We start from the raw sequence: 16,894 nt of genomic DNA, 5'->3' as shown, positions 1-16,894 counted from the left end.
GGCTGAACAGACGAATGAGAGGCACGCTATGACTACCGCATCCGCATCCGCATCCGCACCCGCGACGGCGTCCGCCCCCGAGCCAGACCGGCAGCCCCTGCTGCAGGTCGAGAACCTCTCGGTCGCGTACGGGAAGAGCCAGGTCGTCACCGACGTGAGCTTCACCCTCAACCGCGGCGAGAGCCTCGCGCTCATCGGGGAGTCGGGGTCGGGTAAATCGACGATCGCCCGCGCGATCCTCCGCCTCCTTCCGGACGGCGGTAAGGCTGCCGGCAGCATCCGCTTCGAGGGCAGGGATGTGCTCGCCTACTCGCCGCGCCAGTTCCGGCCGCTGCGGGGCACGCGCATCGGCTTCGTGCCACAGGACCCGGCGAACGCCCTCAACCCGGTGCGCACGATCGGCTCGCAGGCCCACGAGGCCGCCGACCTCGTCGATGGGCTGTCGCGCGACGAGCAGCGCGAGCTCATCTTCGCGACCTTCGAGCGGGTCGGGCTGCCCGATCCCAGGCGCGTCTACGAGTCGTACCCGCACCAGCTGTCCGGCGGCATGCTGCAGCGTGTGCTCATCGGCCTCGCCGTGCTGCCGAGCCCCGACCTGCTCATCGCCGACGAGCCGACAAGCGCCCTCGACGTGACCATCCAGAAGCGCATCCTTGAGGTCCTCAGCGAACTGCAGAGCGAGCTCGGCATCGGGCTTGTGCTCATCACGCACGACCTCGCGATCGCGGCGGAGCGCACGCAGCAGATCGTGGTGCTCAAGGGCGGCGAGGTTCAGGAGTCGGGCCCCACCGAGCGGGTGTTCACCGAGTCGACGTCGCCGTACACGGTAAGACTGCGTCAGGATGCGCCGGCGCTGAACCCCGACCGGTACGGTTCCCTGCTGCAACGGGACAGCCGTGGCGGGAGCTCGGATCAGGTTGCGGTGACGGGTGTCTCGAAGAGCTTCTCGGTCGGCGAGCGTCGCGTCGCGGCCCTGGACGGCGTCTCGTTCTCGGTCAAGGCGGGCACCACTCACGCGCTCGTGGGGGAGTCTGGCTCAGGCAAGACGACCGCCGTTCGCATCCTCCTCGGACTCGAAGAGGCGGACTCCGGCGAGGTGCGAGTCGGTGACGAGCGGGTCGACGGCAGCACGCCGAAGCAGCTGCGCGAGATCCGCCGCCATCTGCAGCTCGTCTACCAGAACCCGTTCACGTCCCTCGACCCGACGTGGCGTGTGGAGCGCCTCGTGCGCGAGCCGCTCGATCGCTACAAGGTCGGCGATAAGCGGGAGCGTGCCGAGAAGGCGCGGGCCGCGCTCGCGTCGGTGGGGCTGGGCGCGGAGTACCTGTCGAGGAAACCCTCGGCGCTGTCCGGCGGGCAGCGCCAGCGCGTCGCGATCGCGCGCGCACTCGTGCTGCGACCCGACGTCCTGGTCCTCGACGAGCCCACCTCGGCGCTCGATGTGACCGTGCAGGCGGAGATCTTCGAGGTGCTGTTCCAGCTGCAGGCCCAGCTTGGCCTCACCTACTTGTTCGTCTCGCACGACCTCGCGCTTGTGCGCCAGGTCGCGGACACGGTGTCGGTGCTGCAGGGCGGCAAGGTCGTCGAGTCGGGGCGCGTCGCCGAGGTGCTCGCGCATCCAGAGCAGCCGTACACGCGGGCGCTCATCGACGCGATCCCAACACCGAGCTACGGCCACGCGGTCTTGGCGACCGCAACACCGGCCGAGCAGGTCCCGGCGCTCGTCTGATGCGCACCGGCACGCCCGCGTCGCGGGTGAGCCCTTTCAAGAATTTCTGATCTGACCGGGTCTGACCGCCCGCGCGAGAGAGAGCGACACACGATGACGACGACCGCCACTCACCAGAACCTCACCGAGACGTCGGCAGCATCAGCGCCCCCGACGTGGACCTCGACCGAACTCGCCCGCGCCTTCACAGCCCCAAAGGGCTTCGGCGACGCGACGCTGCGCGACCGCCACCCCGACGCCATCGAGCTGCTCGGAGGCATCCCAGACCCGTCGGTGCTGCCCTCGGCCGAGCTGGCCGAGGCCACCGCGCGCGTCCTCTCGGTGCCCGGCGTGCCTGCGCTGCAGTACGGGCGCACCGAGGGGGTCCCAGCGCTCCGCGAGTGGATCGCCGCTCGCGAGGGCGTGCCGGTGTCGCGCATCCTCATCACGAACGGCGGATTCCACGGCATCTCGCTCGCCGTGCAGCTTGTCGTCGAGCGCGGTGGACTTGTCGCCGTCGACAACCCGATCTTCCCGCTGTTCCTTCGAGGGCTCGAGCTCTCGGATGCCAAGATCCTGCCGATCACGGTCGGCCGTGACGGCTTCGATGTTGCCGAGCTGGAGGCGCACCTCATCGCGGGCGTGCGCCCGGCGGCTGTCTACACGGTGCCCGACTTCCACAACCCGTCGCAGCACAGCCTGACCTTCGAGGGTCGCCGCGAGCTCGTGCGCCTCGCAGAGCAGTACAACTTCATTCTGCTCGCCGACAACCCGTACCGGGAGCTCGGCTTCCGCGGCGAGGAACTCGACTTCGAGGTCTTCAACAACTCGTCGCACGTGATCCACATCAACACGTTCACGAAGACGCTCGGCCCTGGCCTGCGCCTCGGCTGGATCGTGCTGCCCGAGCGGCTCCTACCCGACTTCGTGTCGCTGCGCGCCCGCCAGGACTCGCACTCCTCGCAGCTCGTGCAGCACGCGGTCGCCGAGCTGCTCGGGACGACGCCCACGTTCTTCGACGACACGCTCGCCTCGGCGCGCGCCCTGTACCGGGAGCGGGCGGATGGGCTGGCGGCGGCCCTCGAAGCCGAGTCCCCCGGGGTCTTCGAGATCGACGCACCAGAGGGCGGCCTGTTCCTGTGGCCGCGGATCGCGGACGACTCGATCGACGCCGACAAGCTCGCGGACGACGCGACGGCCGAGGGCATCAGCTACCAGCGGGGTTCGTTCTTCCCGTCTGGTCCAGGCACGGACGCCGACCGCCGACTCCGCCTCTCCTACGGCGACACCCCCATCGAGCGACTGCAGGAGGGCGCCGCCCGCCTCGGCCGCGCTGTCGCGAAACAGCGCTAACCGCAGCGCAAGTCACGCGCCGCTCGCCGACGCCGGCGCGCATGCCCGCATCGTGAGACTGGGGATGGCTTTCACGCACGCGGATGGGTTGCAAGCCATCCCGAAGCGTGGAACCCATCTCGAAATGACGGGCGATGGGGTGGGCGGAGCAGCGGAACATGCCCCGAGCAGCCCGCGGTTCGGCGGTGCGCGCGGGGTCCGGTCCGTCTACGCGGGCGGCACGTCCGCGGGCGCAGCCGCCTGCGGCTCCCGGCCGCTCGTCGAAAGGCGCGCGAGGTGGATCTCGAGGTAGCAGACCTCGGCTTCGCTGAGCTTGCCGCCCTGCGCCTCGATGATGTCGCGCACTCGGTCGCTCGTCGCGACGATCTCGGGGTACGAGTCCCGGATGGCCGTGAAGAGCTGCGGCGGAGCGCTGTCGAGCTGCGTGCGCGTGGTCATGCGCGCGTACAGGTATCGCAGGTGCGTGACGAAGCGGGCGACGTTCGTGGGGTCGGCAGTCGCATCCGCCCCCAGGGTCTCGGTGACGACGTCGACAACGCTCTGCAGGGTCTTGGTCATGGCCACGGTCTGCGAGGTGTCCGACTTCGCGAACTGCGCGTTGACGAAGTGCATCGCGAATGCGGTGGCCTCGTCGGCGTCGATGGCGGACGCGTCGTCGAGTTCCTCGTTGGCGAACCGGACCGTCGCCTGACCAAGCTGGGTCTCACGCGGATACAGCTGGGCTATTTCCCACTTGAGTGGGAAGTCGACGCGTAAGCCAGTCTGGGCGCGGACGACCGCGAAGTGCAGGTGGTCGGCAACTGAGAGAAGCAGCGCTTGGCTCGGCCGAACGTCGCCTACGGTTTCGGCGTGGTCGACGGCCCTCCGCGCGACGCGGAACACTTCGAGCGGAATCTCCCTGGCGAAGTCGGCGAGCTGGCGAAGCTCGAGCGCTGTGGAGGGAGAGAACGACTCGGTGGCGGCCTCGAGGTCGACGGCGTCGCCGAGGCGCTTGCCGAAGCCGATGCCGCGGCCGAGCAGGATGACTCGGTCGCCTGCGGCGTCGACCATGATGGCGTTGTTGTTCAACACCCTCAGCAGGGTCCCCGTCTGCGTCTTCGTCATCGGGTCTCCCCTCCTCAAGTTCTCTGGTTCGGCACTCGGCAGTTCACGGTTCCTGCCGCGCGCACAGATGAAGACTACGTCCGCTCGGACGCAGTCTGAGTGGGTTTCCCGGGGACCCCGACCTGCGGGGTCCCCGGGAGCGACACTAGATTCCGGTGCCGTTGGCGCTGATGACGCCCGCGTACCAGTTGAACGACTTCTTCTTCGAGCGCTCCATGGTGCCGTTGCCGGCGTTGTCGCGGTCGACGTAGATCATGCCGTAGCGCTTCTTCATCTCTCCGGTCGTGAACGAGACGACGTCGATGATGCCCCACGGGGTGTAGCCCATGAGGTCGACCCCGTCTTCGGAGACGGCGAGCTCCACCTGCTCGATGTGCGCCTTCAGGTACTCGATGCGCGCGTCGTCGTCGATCGCGCCGTCTTCGTTCACGACGTCGATCGCGCCGAAGCCGTTCTCGACGATGAAGAGGGGCAGCTCGTAGCGCTCCGTGAGCACGTTGAGGGCGTAGCGGAGGCCGATCGGGTCGATCTGCCAGCCCCAGTCGCTCGCCGTCACGTACGGGTTCGGGACGGAGTTCGCGAGGCCGCCGTTGAAGATCTTCTCGTCGTTCTGCACGTCGGCCTTCGCGACCGTCGACATGTAGTAACTGAAGCCGAGGTAGTCGACGGTGCCGGCGGCGAGGATCTCGGCGTCGCCATCCTGCCAGCCGATGTCGTAGCCCTCGCGTTCGCGCTCCCGCACCGCGTAGGCCGGGTAGTGGCCGCGCACGTGCACGTCAGGGAACAGGAAGCGGTCTCGGCTTGAGATCTGCGCCTCCAGCACGTCGGCCGGGTTGCACGAGTACGGGTAGATCGGCACGTGCGCGATCATGCCGCCGATCTGCAGGGTCGGGTCGACGTCGTGGCCGGCCTTCACCGCGAGAGCGGACGCGAGGAGCTCGTTGTGCGCGACCTGCAGCACGACCTCGCGTGGGTTGTCCTCCGGCGTGAGGAGCACTCCCGAGTTGGTCCACAGGAACAGCTCGTTGCGGGTGTCGAGCTGATTGTTGATCTCGTTGAACGTCATCCAGTATTTGACCTTCGTCGCGTACCGCTCGAAGCACACCTTCGCGAACTGCTCAAAGAAGCCGACGAGTGCACGGTTGCGGAAGCCGCCGTACTCGCGGGCGAGATGCAGGGGCACCTCGAAGTGCGAGAGCGTGACGACGGGCTCGATGCCGTGCTTGAGCAGCTCGTCGAAGAGGTCGTCGTAGAACTTCAGGCCGGCCTCGTTCGGTTCGAGCTCGTCGCCCTTCGGGAAGATGCGGGTCCACTGGATGGACGTGCGGAAGCACTTGAGGCCCATGTCGGCCAGCAGCGCGATGTCCTCGCGGTACCGGTGGTAGTGGTCGATGGCCTCGTGGTTCGGGTAGAACTCGCTGGCCTCGACGGAGTCGGTGATGCGGCGGGGCACGCCGTGCTCACCCGCGGTGAGGACGTCGACGACGCTTGGGCCCTTGCCGTCCGCATCCCACCCGCCCTCGAGCTGGTGGGCTGCGACGGCGCCGCCCCAGAGGAAGTCGCTTGGGAGTCTGCTCATTGTGATGAGTGCCTTTCTCGTCGGTGTTCTCGTCGGTGTTCGCGTTGGTGTTCGCGACGGTGTTCTTGACGGGGGTTCTGGTCAGTTGGTGGCAGGGGTGGTGGAGGTGGTGCTGGATGCGGATGCGACGGCGACGGCGAGCTGGTCGCCGACCGCGACTGCTCCCGCACCGGTCGCGACGACATCGCTGTAGCTGCCGGAGTTGGTGATGAGGACGGGGGTGATGAGGGAGTAGCCCTCTGCCTTGATCGCGACGGCGTCGAACTCGAGGAGCAGGTCGCCCTGCTTGACCTCGGCTCCCTCGGAGACGTGAGCGGTGAAGTGCTGGCCGTTCAACTGGACGGTGTCGATGCCGACATGGATGAGCACCTCGACGCCGTCGGTGGAGATGAGGCCGATCGCGTGCTTCGACGGGAAGACGGAGACGACCTTGCCGTCGAAGGGCGCGAATACCTGGTGTCCGGCGGGGTCAATTGCCGCGCCGGATCCCATGACGCCAGCCGAGAAGACCTCGTCTGGCACCTCGGCGAGGGTCAGCACCTGGCCCTCGAGCGGGCTCGCGACGATGCTCGTGTTCGAGGCCGACGCGAGGGCCGCTTCGAAGCGGGTGTTCTGTTCGGGGTCGGCGGGGCGAGCCTGGTCGAGGTCGTTGGTGGGGAGGTTCTCAGCGACGATGTCCTTGAAGCCGACGAAGTACACGAGCGCCGCGGCTCCGAGGAACGCGACCGCGCATCCGACGATCATGCCGATGAACGAGTTCGGGTTGCTGCCGTCGGGGCTGATCGCGTTGACGATCGTGAGCATTCCGGGCAGGCCCGCGTACGCGTAGTAGCGGGAGCCGAAGATGGAGATGACGATCGCTCCTGCCGCGCCGGCGATGCAGGCGAGGAGGAACGGGCGCTTCAGGCGCAGCGTGACGCCGTAGATCGTGGGCTCGGTGATGCCGAAGATACCCGTGACGGCTGCGGAGCCGGAGACGCCGCGCAGCTCCCTGTTGCGAGTCTTGAGGAAGACGCCGAACGCGGCGCCGACCTGCGCGATGACGGCAGCGGTCTGGAACGCCTGGAACGAGTCCTGGCCGAAGCGGTCGAAGTTGTCGGGCACAAACGGCGTGACGCCCCAGTGCACGCCGAAGATGACGGCGACCTGCCAGAAGCCGCCGATGATTGCGGCTGCGACGGCGGGCGCGATCTCGACGAGCCAGTTGTAGCCGTTGGCGACACCGGACGCGCCTGCAGCGGAGAGCGGGCCGATGACGAGCAGGACAAGCGGGACCATGACGACGACCGAGATGAGCGGCACGAGGAGGGCCTGTGCGACGCCGCGGAGGTACTTGTTGAGGAAGCGCTCGAGGTAGGAGAGCACCCAGACGAGGATCAGCGGGGGCAGCACCGACGACGCGTAGGTCGTCGAGTTGAGTGCGATGCCGAGGAAGTCGATGTTCTCGCCCTCCTGGATGCGGCCAGCGAGCGCCGCCCAGTCAGGGTTCATGATGGCGGCGGCGCAGAGCACGGCGATGTACGTGTTGACCTTGAAGTGCTTCGACGCGGTGATGGCGATGAAGATCGGGAGGAACGCGAAAGGCGTCCACGAGATGAACGTGAGCACGAGGTCGGTGCCCGTGTCCTCGAACGCCGGCCAGATCATGCGCGTGATGATGAGCGCACCCTGCAGGAGGCCAGCAGCGGCGAGGATGTACACGAACGGCGCGAACACGGCCGACATGGTCGCGATGACGCGGTTCAGGATGGACGGCTTGTGGGCCGTCGTCTCCGGCACGTTGTTGGAGATGTTGGCGTTCGACATGAGCGCCTCGTGCACTTCGCCGACGTGCGAGCCGATGACGACCTGGAACTGGCCGCCTGCCTCGACGACGGTGATGACGCCGGGGAGCGCGGCGACCTTGTCCTTGGCGCCGGCCGGGGTGTCGTTCAGGACGAGTCGGAGCCTCGTCGCGCAGTGCGACGCCGACTGGATGTTCTTCTCGCCGCCGACAAGATCGACGATCTCGCCTGCGAGCCTGGGATAGTTGCGGACTGCTTCAGCCATGGCATTCTCCATTGATGCTTGGGATGGGGACGTTCCCGAGCGGAGAGCCTGACGACATGACGGTGCAAGAACAGATAGCGAGGTCGACGCCCTGCGGAGCAGCAATGCTCGCAGTGCGTTGCGTCAGCTCCACTCGGGAGCTGTGACGTGGGTTCTTGCCTCGCTGAGTAACAGGCCCGCAGTCGCCTCGAACTCTAACCGCAACATCGCGGATTCGGCAAGCGCGGTCTTGAGCGCGGTGCCTGGCGCGGTGCCTAGTGCGGTGGCTAGTGCGGAATTTGGCGCTGTGCGGGTCTGCCGAGCTCCGGCGCGCCCTCGCGGCTGCCGACACTCGTGAGGCCGCGTTCGTCGAGCAGTCGCCTCGCGAGCACCGTCGAACCCGCGACGGCTGCCGGCATCGTGAAGACCGCGCCGCCGGGGACCATGAAGCACAGTTGTGTGGCGACACCGAATCCGAGCAGCTGGGCTCGGTTGCCGCGGATGACGGCTGCCCGCTGCTCGCCGAGCAGGCGACGCGCATCCAGTGCCCTGCCGGTGAGCTCTCTGGAGAGCACAGTCCCGTTGAGTGCCACGCCGACGACGGCCGCGGTGACTGAGCCAACAAGCGGGATGACGCCGATGATGGCCACCACGATGGCGGCGAGGATGCCCATGCCGACAAGCCACAGGCTGCCCTTGACCGCAGCGAAGATGCCGAGCCCCTCTCCGGGGTTCTCGTCGCCGAGGTCGCGCTCGACGCTCAGCCAGATTCGCTCGTAGAACGGGTCGCCGACGGTGAGGGTGATGGCCGTGAACGTCGTGATCGAGAGGAAGACGCCACCCGCGACGATGAGGGTCATGAAGGCGATGCGGAGCGTGTTGCGCCACAGCTCATCCCAGGTGGAGGTCCACGGGGTTGCCCACTCGACGATGTCATCGACAAAGAACAGCAGCGTCACGAGCGCGGCGCCCACCAGCAGGAACACGATGAGCGCCGGGATGAGTCCGAGCAGCATCAGGTGCGGTTTCTTCCTCCAGTACCCGAAGCCCTGGAAGAGCGCGCTGACGCCTGCGAAGAACTGCCCGATCATGCCACCGAGACTACTGAGGCGCGGCGGGGAAGTGGATGCATGCATCCACCGCCCCGCCGCGCCTCAGGCTTCGAGCGCGTTGTGTGACGAGGGTCCTAGGCGTTGATGTGCTTCGCCTTGAGCGTCTCGTACTCGCTCTGCGTGATGGCGCCAGAGTCGAGGAGGGCCTTCGCCTTCGCGATTTCGTCGGCCGGTGAGACCTGTGCAACGTCGCGGATGTAGCTCTCCTGTGCGTCCTGCGCGGCCTTGATCGCCTGCGCCTGGCGCTGGCCCATGCCTGCACCGCGCACGATGAGGTACACGATGGGGCCGACAACCTGGAAGACCAAGATGAAGACGATCCAGAGCGCCTTGTGCCAACCCTTGAGCTTATGGTCGCGGAAGATGTCGCTGAAGATCGAGAAGATCACCATGATGTAGGCGATGAACACGAAGAACGTGAAGCCGTACCAGATGATGTTCCAGAAATTAGACCAGTAGTCCATGGGATCCCTCTTTTATGGGTGAAACGTCCGGCCCGCATCGGAGGTGATGCAGTGCCTCGGAGATCACAGTAGGGGGCGTGTAGGAAACTGCAAACGCCCCGGGTCTTTTACCAGGAAAGCGTGTCTGTGTACGGCGAAATCGCCTGAACGTGGCGAAGGGCCAGGAACGACGTTCGGGATGCGCGCCCAAAGGCTGCGCATCCCGAACGTGCTCCTGAGCGCGGAAAGGCTAGAGCGTGATGAGGCCGTTTGTCTTCGTCGTCGCTGCGTCGTAACGCTGCTGCACGTTGTCCCAGTCAGCGATGTTCCAGAACGCCTTGATGTAGTCGGCGCGCACGTTGCGGTAGTCGAGGTAGTACGCGTGCTCCCAGACGTCGAGCATGAGCAGCGGGACGAGCCCGAATGGAACGTTGCCCTGCTGGTCGAAGAGCTGGAAGATCGCGAGCTGCTCGCCGAGCACGTCGTAGGCGAGCACTGCCCAGCCGGAGCCCTGCACGCCGAGTGCGACGGCAGTGAACTGCGCGACGAACTTGTCGAAGGAGCCGAACTGCTCGTCGATCGCGGTGGCGAGCGAACCGGTCGCCTGGCCGCCGCCGTTCGGGGAGAGGTTCGTCCAGAAGATGGAGTGGTTGACGTGGCCGCCGAGGTTGAAGGCCAGGTCCTTCTCGAGCTTGTTGACGTTCGCGAGGTTGCCGCTCTCGCGAGCCTCCGCGAGCTGCTCGAGCGCCGTGTTGGCGCCCTTCACGTAAGTGGCGTGGTGCTTCGAGTGGTGCAGTTCCATGATCTCGCCGCTGATGCTCGGAGCGAGTGCGGAGTAGTCGTAGGCGAGGTCGGGAAGGGTATAAGCGGTCATTGTCTGGCCCTCTTTCTTTCGTATTTCGTGGATTGGTTCAGGATGGTCTGAGGTGAACGCCTGCTAATCGCGGTCTCTGCTGGTCAAGCGACGCGGTCTCTGCTGGTCAAATGACACGCTCTCTACTGGTCGAATGACGCGGCGTCGAGGCGACCGAATCGCCGGTTCTGGTACATGAGTGGCGGGACGCTGCTGCCGTGGAGGACTTCGAGGACTTCGGCGAGCACGATCGTCGAGCCTCCGACCTTGACGGTACTGGCGATGCGGCAGCGCAGTGTCTCCCGCGCCTGAGGGAGGTAGGGCTCGCCGGTGGCGAAATGGTCCCAGCCCTGCTCGGGGGTGAAGCGTGGGGCACCGCTGCGGGCGAAGTCGAGGGCGAGTTGCTCCTGCTCGAGGCTGAGGAGATTCACGGTGACGTCGCCTGCCTCGAGGAGTCCGCCGGCGCTGCCCGTAGCTCGAGTCACCGAGAACGAGAGTGTGGCGGGGTCGACGGCGACGGAGCTGACGCTCGAGGCGGTGAGGCCGACTGGGCCGATCGCTGTCTGGGCGGCGATGATCGCGACGGCTGCGGGGTGTTCCCGGAAGGCGGTCTTGAATTCTTCGGCCAACGCCGCTTGGCTCAGCGCTGCTTGGGTCGGGGCCTCGGAGGCGGGTTCTGTCATCGAGGGAGCTCTCTGCCTGTTCTTGAGGACGGTGATCTGGATTGCTTCTGTGTTCTTTCTACGAGGCTAGAACCTCAAGTATGGTTGAAGTCAATTCGAGCGGTGGGATTTCACTGTGAGCGAGACACGCAAGGACACAGAGGCGCGCGAGCGCGCCCGCAGCGCGACTGGGGACTCGGGTCGCGCCTCCGACGAGCTGCTCACGGTCAGCGAGATGGTGCGCCGAACCGGAGTCGCCGCATCCGCTCTGCGCTTCTACGAGGAGCTCGAGCTCATCGCGGCCGTGCGGACGACGGGCAACCAGCGCCGGTACGCGCGGCACATGATCCGCCGTGTCTCGCTCATCTCGGTCGCGAAACGCCTCGGCATCCCCCTCTCCGATGTCCAAGACGCGTTTGCTGACCTGCCCCGCGACGCGACGCCGAGCCAGGACGACTGGCAGCGTGCGTCGCGCCGCTGGAAACGAACCCTCGAGGAACGGCGCCGGGGGATCGAGCGCCTCGAGCGGGAGCTCATGGGATGCATTGGCTGCGGCTGCCTCTCCATGAAGGCCTGCGGGCTCCTCAACCCAGACGATGCGCTCGCCGGCGGTGGCTCAGGCCCGCGCCGACTCGACTGAGGAACAGCGCCGCAACCCGATGCCTCCAACGTCCGTGACAAATGTCACGGCACAAGGTGACCCACGGCACTGGCTGCGCGACTTGAGCAGCAACTACCGTCGGAAAGGCGGCAGAGAGTCGCGAAAACAGAAGTAATTCTGAAGTAACACGGGGGAGAAATCATGGCTGAATTCAAGGTCGGAGACACGGTGCAGATCACGGGGGCGACGATGACGGGCAACGTCGGCACGGTGACGTCGTTCGACGAAAAGCGCGGGAAGTACCTTGTGCTGATTAGCGCCGTCACGCAGAACTACTTCACGGCCGACGAGCTGAAACTCTTCAAGGCGTAACGCGCTTCGAAGTCGACGGAGTTCGTCGGGGACCGCGCCGAGGCGTGGCTCAGGCGTGGCTCAGGCGTTGAGGCCGTCGAGGTAGGCGTCCGTGGTGCGCTTCTGCGCGGCGCGGGCGTCTGCCTCGTCCGAGCCTGCCGCGATGGATGCATCCGCCCACGCCTCTGCGCTGAGCACGAGGAACGTGCGGGCGTCATCGCTCTGCACCCAGGGTGTTGTTTCGAGGGGCACGCTCGCGCCGGTCTTGAGGTGGTGGGCGAGGCTCGCGAAGCTGAGGTCCCAGCCGATTCCTGTCGCGCCGACGCCGAACTTCGGCCAGGTCTCCTCGTCGGTGGGGGAGTGGTGCTCGAGGGTGAGCGTGGCGTGCGTCTCGTCGACCTTCGCGAAGAGCACCTCGATGTGCGAGTGCTCACCGTCGTACTCCCACGTCGCCGTGAAGGAGTCGGGCGCGTGGCAACCGGTGATGTGCCCGTGTGCGTTGTCCTGCACCTGGTAGGTGCCGCCCTGGCGGAGGCTTCCGTCGACGGGAGCGAACCACTGGGCGAGGCGAGCGATCTCGGTCGCCGCTGACCACAGTGCGCTTCGCTTCGCGGCGAACGTCTGTGTGAGGGTGATGACAACCCCGTCGTGGCCGTCGAGTTCCTGCATCCGCACCGATCGGCTCACTGCGGCGAGCTGAGTGGCGCCGTCGAACGTCGGAGTGCTGGTGGAGGCGGGCGTCGTGGTCATGTGCCCTCCTTCTGTGTCGGTGCGGGATGGGTTGAGGCTCGAGCTGCCGGGCGTTGAGACGTGCAAGACGAAGGCGCGAGCCTCTCCAACAAGAGTCGCACCCCGGCGCTTACCTTCGCAGGCTCGGCGCGGGGTTGCCTGTGACGATTACGTGAAGTTGCGGTTGCGGTCGTGCGACGCCGTCAGCGCCTTGACGCGTATGAGCGGGCTTGACGCGCCCTGCTCGCTGCCCGGCGGCCCGGCTACCTGGCTGCTCGCTGCCCGGCCGCCCCAGCCTCGCCTCCGCCCACTTCTTCTGACTTCTCTTGCCCCGGCCGGCTACGGCACGCGGATGGCCTGGGTTGCCGCGGTCTCGCCCTTCCAGGGGAGCAGGAAGAGGGCAAGCAGCCCGGCGATGATGGTGAGGCCGCCGACCATCCAGATGACGCCCGGCCAGTCGAAGTGCTGGAAGAAGACGCCGCCGAGGAACCCGAAGATGCTCGAACCGCCGTAGTAGCCGAGGTTGTACAGGGCAGTCGCCTGGGCTCGGCCCCGGGTCGGGTAGGCGCCGGCCCAGCCGACGGCCACGGAATGCGCTCCGAAGAAGGCGGCCGTGAAGATCGCCAGGCCCGCGATGACGAGCCACAGCTGCGGTGCGAGGGTGAGGGCGAGGCCGCCGAGCGAGACGGCGGTGGATGCGAGCAGCACGATCTTCCGGCCGTGGCGGCCCGCGAGGCGCGCGATGAAGGGCGACGAGAAGGACCCTGCCAGGTACGTCACGAAGACGAGCGACACGAGCCAGACGGGCAGGAAGTAAGGGGACTGGGTGAGGTGGAAGCCGAGGAAGTTGTAGACGGCGACGAACCCGCCCATGAGGAAGAAGCCCTGCGCGAAGAGGCCCAGCATCCTGGTGCTGGAGAGGTGCGCGGTGATGGCCTTCCAGGCGCGCCCGATGCTCGCGCCGAGGGTGCCGCCTGCGTGCTTCGCGAGCGGCGCGAACCCGCGGGGCTTCGGGATGAGCCAGATGAAGAGCACCGCCATGGCGACGGAGATGAGCGACACCGTGAGGAGCCCGAGTCGCCAGTCGAGGAGCTCGGCGACCGGGGTCGGGACGATGCGCCCGCCGAGACCGCCGAGCGTGTTGCCCGCAACGAATGTGCCAGCTGCCCCCGCGGCGGCCGTGGGGTGCAGCTCCTCGTTCAGGTAGGCGATGGCGCAGGCGGGTACGCCGCCGAGGGCAAGCCCTTCGAGGAGGCGCAGCACGAGGGCGAGCTCGAAGCTCGGCATGAGGATCATGAGCAGGCCAAGCACGGTGGCGCTTGAGATGGAGATCGTGATGGCGCGAACCCGCCCCATTCGGTCGGCCGCGATCGACCAGGGGAGCACCGAGACCGCGACGCCGAGGGTGCCCATCGAGACCATGAGCGCTGCTGTCGCCGGGTCGATCGCGAAGGTCGTCGAGATCTCCGGCAGGAGCGCCTGCGGGGCGTAGAGCTGCGCGAACGTCGCGAACCCGGCGCACAGCATCGCGAGCTGGATCCGCCGATAGTCGCGAGACCCGCCGAGGTGACCGAGCCAGGGATTGCCTGTGGACGGGGGCTTCGGGGTGCTGTTGCGGTCGCGGGTCACTCGTTCGAGGGTACTCCGGGGGCTCAGACTCGGCACTGTGCGACTGCATGGGTGCGCGGGCATCGTTCGTTGCATCGCCCGAACGGGGCGCGACCCGCCGGGTTTGCGGACCATCGAGGTCGTGTGTAAGCTATCCCCTGGTCAATCGCGCAGGCGAAAGACCCGGCGCCCGTAGCTCAACGGATAGAGCATCTGACTACGGATCAGAAGGTTAGGGGTTCGAATCCCTTCGGGCGCACAGTACTTCGGTACGAAGCTCTGTGTTGAGACAGATGCAGGAAAGGCTCGCGAAAGCGGGCCTTTTTTGTTTGCGGTTTCAGGTTGGTCGGTTTCAGGCTCGTCGGTTTCTGGCTGGACTGTTTCGACGTTGTCTGGCTCGGGTCTGCTTGTTTCGAGGTTGTCTGGCTCGAGTCTGCTTGTCGCGAGGTTGTCTGGCTCGAGTTCAGGGGCAGCTCGTAGGGTGGAACGGTTGCCGAGAGCCCTGGGGGAGACGTTGCGTCCACGATCGATTGTTCTGAGTGCCGCGGGTGCACTCGCGGCTGGGGTCCTGTTGAGCGGATGCACGCTCGCGGAGCGCATCGGGTCGGGGCCGTCCGAGTCACCTGCCGCATCCGAAAGTGCTGAGGCGCTCGCGACGGCGGCGCCCGCAACCCCCGCGCCGACGGTCTTCCCGCTCGCTGAGGGGCTCGAGGGTGACGCGCTTGTGTGTCAGGACGCCAACGCCGCGACGGATGCGATGTTCTCACTGTCTGCGGATGGCGCGCGCTTCGACGGCGACGAGGAGGCCGGGGCCCAGTTCACTGCCGCCGTCGACCAGCTGCTCGCGTCGCGGGACGCCGCCGCTTCCGACCCGGCTGTCGCCGATGCCGTCGGCCGTCTCGTGTTCACGTTCACGGGGCGTGCCTCCGACCGAGACGACTGGCTCATCTGGGATGCGGCGAAGGCTCACGCGGCCGCCCCAGATTCGGGAACCATCGAAGCGGCGCTCGACGAGGTGGATGACGCCTGCGACGACGTCGGCTACGACTGGGTCGACTGGGAGCCGCGCACCTAGCGCTGTGCTTGTAGTGCTGTGCGTTCATAACGCTGTGCGCTCAGCGGGGTGCCCCAACTACCCGACGGGCGCGAGCCGCGTCCTTCGACTGGAGTGACCCGCGGGGTCAACCTTCGAGCGGCTACGCGCGCCCCTTCAGGATGAGGTTCCAGTAGACCCAGGGCAGCACGTGGCGGTCGAAGACCCACGTGAGGTGGCGTTCGCGGGCGAGGCCCTTCCAGAAGGGGATGCTCGGACGCTGCTTGCCGCTGTCGTCGAACTCAGCGAACACGACACTCGACCGCGACACGGTGAACGGGGCGACGGTGTAACCGTCGTACTGGCTCTGCGGCGCCTCCTCGCGGAGCACGCTCACGAGGTTCTCGGCGAGCGCTTTTGTCTGCTTCCGGAGCGCGCCGCCGGAGCGTTGGCTGCGCGAGACGGCCGCGTCGCCGAGCGCCCAGACGTTCGCGAACCGGCGGTGTTGGAGCGTGCGCGGGTCCACGTCCACGAACCCGCGCTCGCTTTCCTCCCCGGTGACCGCACCGGCGAGGCCCGAGTCGGTGACCCACTCGGGGGCGCGCTGCGGTGGCTCGACGATGAGCGCGTCGTAGGGGATGCGCTCGGGTTCTGCGCCTGCGCCTGTTTTTGTGGCTGTCCCTGTGGGTGCGTTTGTCCCTGTCCCTGTCCCTGTCCCTGTCCCTGTCCCTGAGTCAGCAGGCGTTGCGAGCACCGCGATTTTCGCGTCGCCGAGCACCTCACGCAGTCGAGTCTCGCGGCGTACTTCGATGCCGTAGTCAGCGATCCGTCGCTCAAGTTCTTCGTCGATCTCCGGGACGCCAAGTGGGGACGCGTCGGGCAGCACGAGCACAACCCGGATGCGGTCGAGCAGGCCACGCGACCGCCAGTAGTCGCAGGCGAGGTACATCGGTTTCTGAATGGCCCCGGCGAACGACGCGGGCTCCGGCGCTTGCACGAACACGGCCGTGCCACCGCGCAGGTCCCGGAGGATGCGGGAGGTCTTGTCGGCGAGCCCGATCTCGTAACTGGATGCGGTGCTCGGGGCGGCGAGGGCGGCACGGAGACCGGGAGTCGAGTCCCAGTCCTGCTGGATGCCGGGGCAGACGATGAGGTGCTCGTAGCCGACGCGCCTCCCGGAGGAGAGCACAACGGACGACGTCTCAGGTTCGACGGACGCGACAGCGTCGCGGAGGAGCGCCACACCGCCCGGCATGACGTCCGCCTGCGGCCGCGTGGCCTGGCTTGCCTTCGCAGTGCCGCCCGCCACGTGAGAGAGGAGCGGCTGGTAGACATGGTGCTCACGCGGCTCGACGACGGTCACGCCCTCGATGCCGGCTCGCTGGAGGCGCCCCGCGACGGACAGGCCCGCGTTGCCGCCGCCGATCACGAGCACGCGGTACGTGGTGAGCGTCGGCGCTTGCTTGGGCTCGTGCCGCGGCTCCTGCTCCTTCTTCTGCTTCGGGCGGGTGGGCTGCGCAGCCTGGCCTGTTGACGAAGCGTCGCCATTCGAGGTGGGGGTCATCAGAGCGACGCTAGCCGCCGGGATTCGTGGGCGAGGAGTCCCAGGGGCATGGTCATGCAACTCCCAGCCCTCTGCCACGAACGAGAAACGCAGAGGGCACAGGGCACAAGAGCACAGGGCACAAGAGCACAGAGCACAGGGCACAGAGCACAAGGGCACAGAGCAC

The 16,894-nt window shown here is 67.0% G+C and carries 15 protein-coding genes and 1 tRNA gene; 6 read left to right on the top strand and 10 right to left on the bottom strand.

All coding sequences use genetic code 11. From position 1 onward, the window contains the following. Positions 1-28 precede the first annotated feature (28 nt). Complete coding sequence (locus C5B85_RS17780; RefSeq protein WP_104287344.1) at positions 29-1,729, top strand: ABC transporter ATP-binding protein; 1,701 nt, start codon at positions 29-31, stop codon at positions 1,727-1,729. 93 nt (positions 1,730-1,822) lie between these two features. Continuing rightward, positions 1,823-3,061 carry a PLP-dependent aminotransferase family protein gene (locus tag C5B85_RS17775; protein ID WP_104287343.1) on the top strand — a complete coding sequence of 413 codons (1,239 nt, stop codon included), beginning with the start codon at positions 1,823-1,825 and terminating at the stop codon, positions 3,059-3,061. 207 nt (positions 3,062-3,268) lie between these two features. Here the strand turns inward: C5B85_RS17775 and C5B85_RS17770 are convergent, their stop codons facing one another. From C5B85_RS17770 to C5B85_RS17740, 7 genes are all read right to left on the bottom strand, one after another. Beyond that, positions 3,269-4,165: a PRD domain-containing protein gene (locus tag C5B85_RS17770; RefSeq protein WP_104287342.1), complete on the bottom strand. Its 897-nt coding sequence runs from the start codon at positions 4,163-4,165 to the stop codon at positions 3,269-3,271. Positions 4,166-4,310: 145 nt separating this feature from the next. After that, complete coding sequence (locus C5B85_RS17765; protein WP_104287341.1) at positions 4,311-5,744, bottom strand: 6-phospho-beta-glucosidase; 1,434 nt, start codon at positions 5,742-5,744, stop codon at positions 4,311-4,313. 81 nt (positions 5,745-5,825) lie between these two features. Next, complete coding sequence (locus C5B85_RS17760) at positions 5,826-7,793, bottom strand: beta-glucoside-specific PTS transporter subunit IIABC (RefSeq protein WP_104287340.1); 1,968 nt, start codon at positions 7,791-7,793, stop codon at positions 5,826-5,828. A 266-nt stretch (positions 7,794-8,059) separates the two neighbouring features. Continuing rightward, entirely contained in the window at positions 8,060-8,863 is an 804-nt protein-coding gene (locus tag C5B85_RS17755; protein WP_104287339.1) for an EI24 domain-containing protein, read from the bottom strand. 95 nt (positions 8,864-8,958) lie between these two features. Continuing rightward, a complete protein-coding gene (locus C5B85_RS17750) occupies positions 8,959-9,348 on the bottom strand; it encodes an SHOCT domain-containing protein (RefSeq protein WP_104287338.1) in 390 nt (129 codons plus the stop codon). Between the two features lie 229 nt (positions 9,349-9,577). After that, positions 9,578-10,201, bottom strand: a complete 624-nt coding sequence (locus C5B85_RS17745; protein WP_104287337.1) for a superoxide dismutase — start codon at positions 10,199-10,201, stop codon at positions 9,578-9,580. Between the two features lie 122 nt (positions 10,202-10,323). Further along, on the bottom strand, positions 10,324-10,863 hold the full coding sequence (locus C5B85_RS17740) for a flavin reductase family protein (RefSeq protein ID WP_104287336.1): 540 nt from the start codon (positions 10,861-10,863) through the stop codon (positions 10,324-10,326). Between the two features lie 196 nt (positions 10,864-11,059). Here C5B85_RS17740 and soxR point away from each other — a divergent pair, with 196 nt between their 5' ends. After that, positions 11,060-11,482 (top strand): redox-sensitive transcriptional activator SoxR, encoded by a 423-nt coding sequence (soxR, locus tag C5B85_RS17735; protein WP_258070897.1) that lies wholly within the window; start codon positions 11,060-11,062, stop codon positions 11,480-11,482. A 162-nt stretch (positions 11,483-11,644) separates the two neighbouring features. Further along, on the top strand, positions 11,645-11,815 hold the full coding sequence (locus C5B85_RS19310; RefSeq protein ID WP_181064496.1) for a hypothetical protein: 171 nt from the start codon (positions 11,645-11,647) through the stop codon (positions 11,813-11,815). Between the two features lie 60 nt (positions 11,816-11,875). On the opposite strand, the gene C5B85_RS17730 is transcribed toward C5B85_RS19310, so the two are convergent. Continuing rightward, positions 11,876-12,544, bottom strand: a complete 669-nt coding sequence (locus tag C5B85_RS17730) for an SRPBCC domain-containing protein (protein ID WP_104287335.1) — start codon at positions 12,542-12,544, stop codon at positions 11,876-11,878. Positions 12,545-12,862: 318 nt separating this feature from the next. Next, positions 12,863-14,152 (bottom strand): MFS transporter, encoded by a 1,290-nt coding sequence (locus tag C5B85_RS17725; RefSeq protein WP_258070896.1) that lies wholly within the window; start codon positions 14,150-14,152, stop codon positions 12,863-12,865. A 165-nt stretch (positions 14,153-14,317) separates the two neighbouring features. On the opposite strand from C5B85_RS17725, the gene C5B85_RS17720 reads away from it, so the two are divergent. Further along, a tRNA-Arg gene (locus C5B85_RS17720) sits at positions 14,318-14,390 on the top strand. A gap of 231 nt (positions 14,391-14,621) precedes the next feature. Beyond that, a complete protein-coding gene (locus tag C5B85_RS17715) occupies positions 14,622-15,206 on the top strand; it encodes a hypothetical protein (RefSeq protein WP_219819447.1) in 585 nt (194 codons plus the stop codon). Positions 15,207-15,327: 121 nt separating this feature from the next. Here the strand turns inward: C5B85_RS17715 and C5B85_RS17710 are convergent, their stop codons facing one another. Then, positions 15,328-16,728, bottom strand: coding sequence for an NAD(P)/FAD-dependent oxidoreductase (locus tag C5B85_RS17710; protein ID WP_104287332.1), 1,401 nt, complete (start codon positions 16,726-16,728; stop codon positions 15,328-15,330). Positions 16,729-16,894: the final 166 nt, after the last annotated feature.

Source organism: Pseudoclavibacter sp. AY1F1 (assembly GCF_002931075.1).
Taxonomy (GTDB): domain Bacteria; phylum Actinomycetota; class Actinomycetes; order Actinomycetales; family Microbacteriaceae; genus Pseudoclavibacter.
This window is presented reverse-complemented; position numbering and strand designations above follow the sequence as displayed.

Excerpts from the sequence above, each read along its gene's own strand:
- C5B85_RS17780 (WP_104287344.1), top strand. The coding sequence starts at position 29 with ATGACTACCGCATCCGCATCCGCATCCGCACCCGCGACGGCGTCCGCC.
- C5B85_RS17755 (WP_104287339.1), bottom strand. The coding sequence starts at position 8,863 with ATGATCGGGCAGTTCTTCGCAGGCGTCAGCGCGCTCTTCCAGGGCTTC.
- C5B85_RS17745 (WP_104287337.1), bottom strand. The coding sequence starts at position 10,201 with ATGACCGCTTATACCCTTCCCGACCTCGCCTACGACTACTCCGCACTC.
- C5B85_RS17710 (WP_104287332.1), bottom strand. The coding sequence starts at position 16,728 with ATGACCCCCACCTCGAATGGCGACGCTTCGTCAACAGGCCAGGCTGCG.
- C5B85_RS17765 (WP_104287341.1), bottom strand. The coding sequence starts at position 5,744 with ATGAGCAGACTCCCAAGCGACTTCCTCTGGGGCGGCGCCGTCGCAGCC.
- C5B85_RS17760 (WP_104287340.1), bottom strand. The coding sequence starts at position 7,793 with ATGGCTGAAGCAGTCCGCAACTATCCCAGGCTCGCAGGCGAGATCGTC.
- C5B85_RS17730 (WP_104287335.1), bottom strand. The coding sequence starts at position 12,544 with ATGACCACGACGCCCGCCTCCACCAGCACTCCGACGTTCGACGGCGCC.
- C5B85_RS17770 (WP_104287342.1), bottom strand. The coding sequence starts at position 4,165 with ATGACGAAGACGCAGACGGGGACCCTGCTGAGGGTGTTGAACAACAAC.
- C5B85_RS17750 (WP_104287338.1), bottom strand. The coding sequence starts at position 9,348 with ATGGACTACTGGTCTAATTTCTGGAACATCATCTGGTACGGCTTCACG.
- C5B85_RS17740 (WP_104287336.1), bottom strand. The coding sequence starts at position 10,863 with ATGACAGAACCCGCCTCCGAGGCCCCGACCCAAGCAGCGCTGAGCCAA.
- C5B85_RS19310 (WP_181064496.1), top strand. The coding sequence starts at position 11,645 with ATGGCTGAATTCAAGGTCGGAGACACGGTGCAGATCACGGGGGCGACG.
- C5B85_RS17775 (WP_104287343.1), top strand. The coding sequence starts at position 1,823 with ATGACGACGACCGCCACTCACCAGAACCTCACCGAGACGTCGGCAGCA.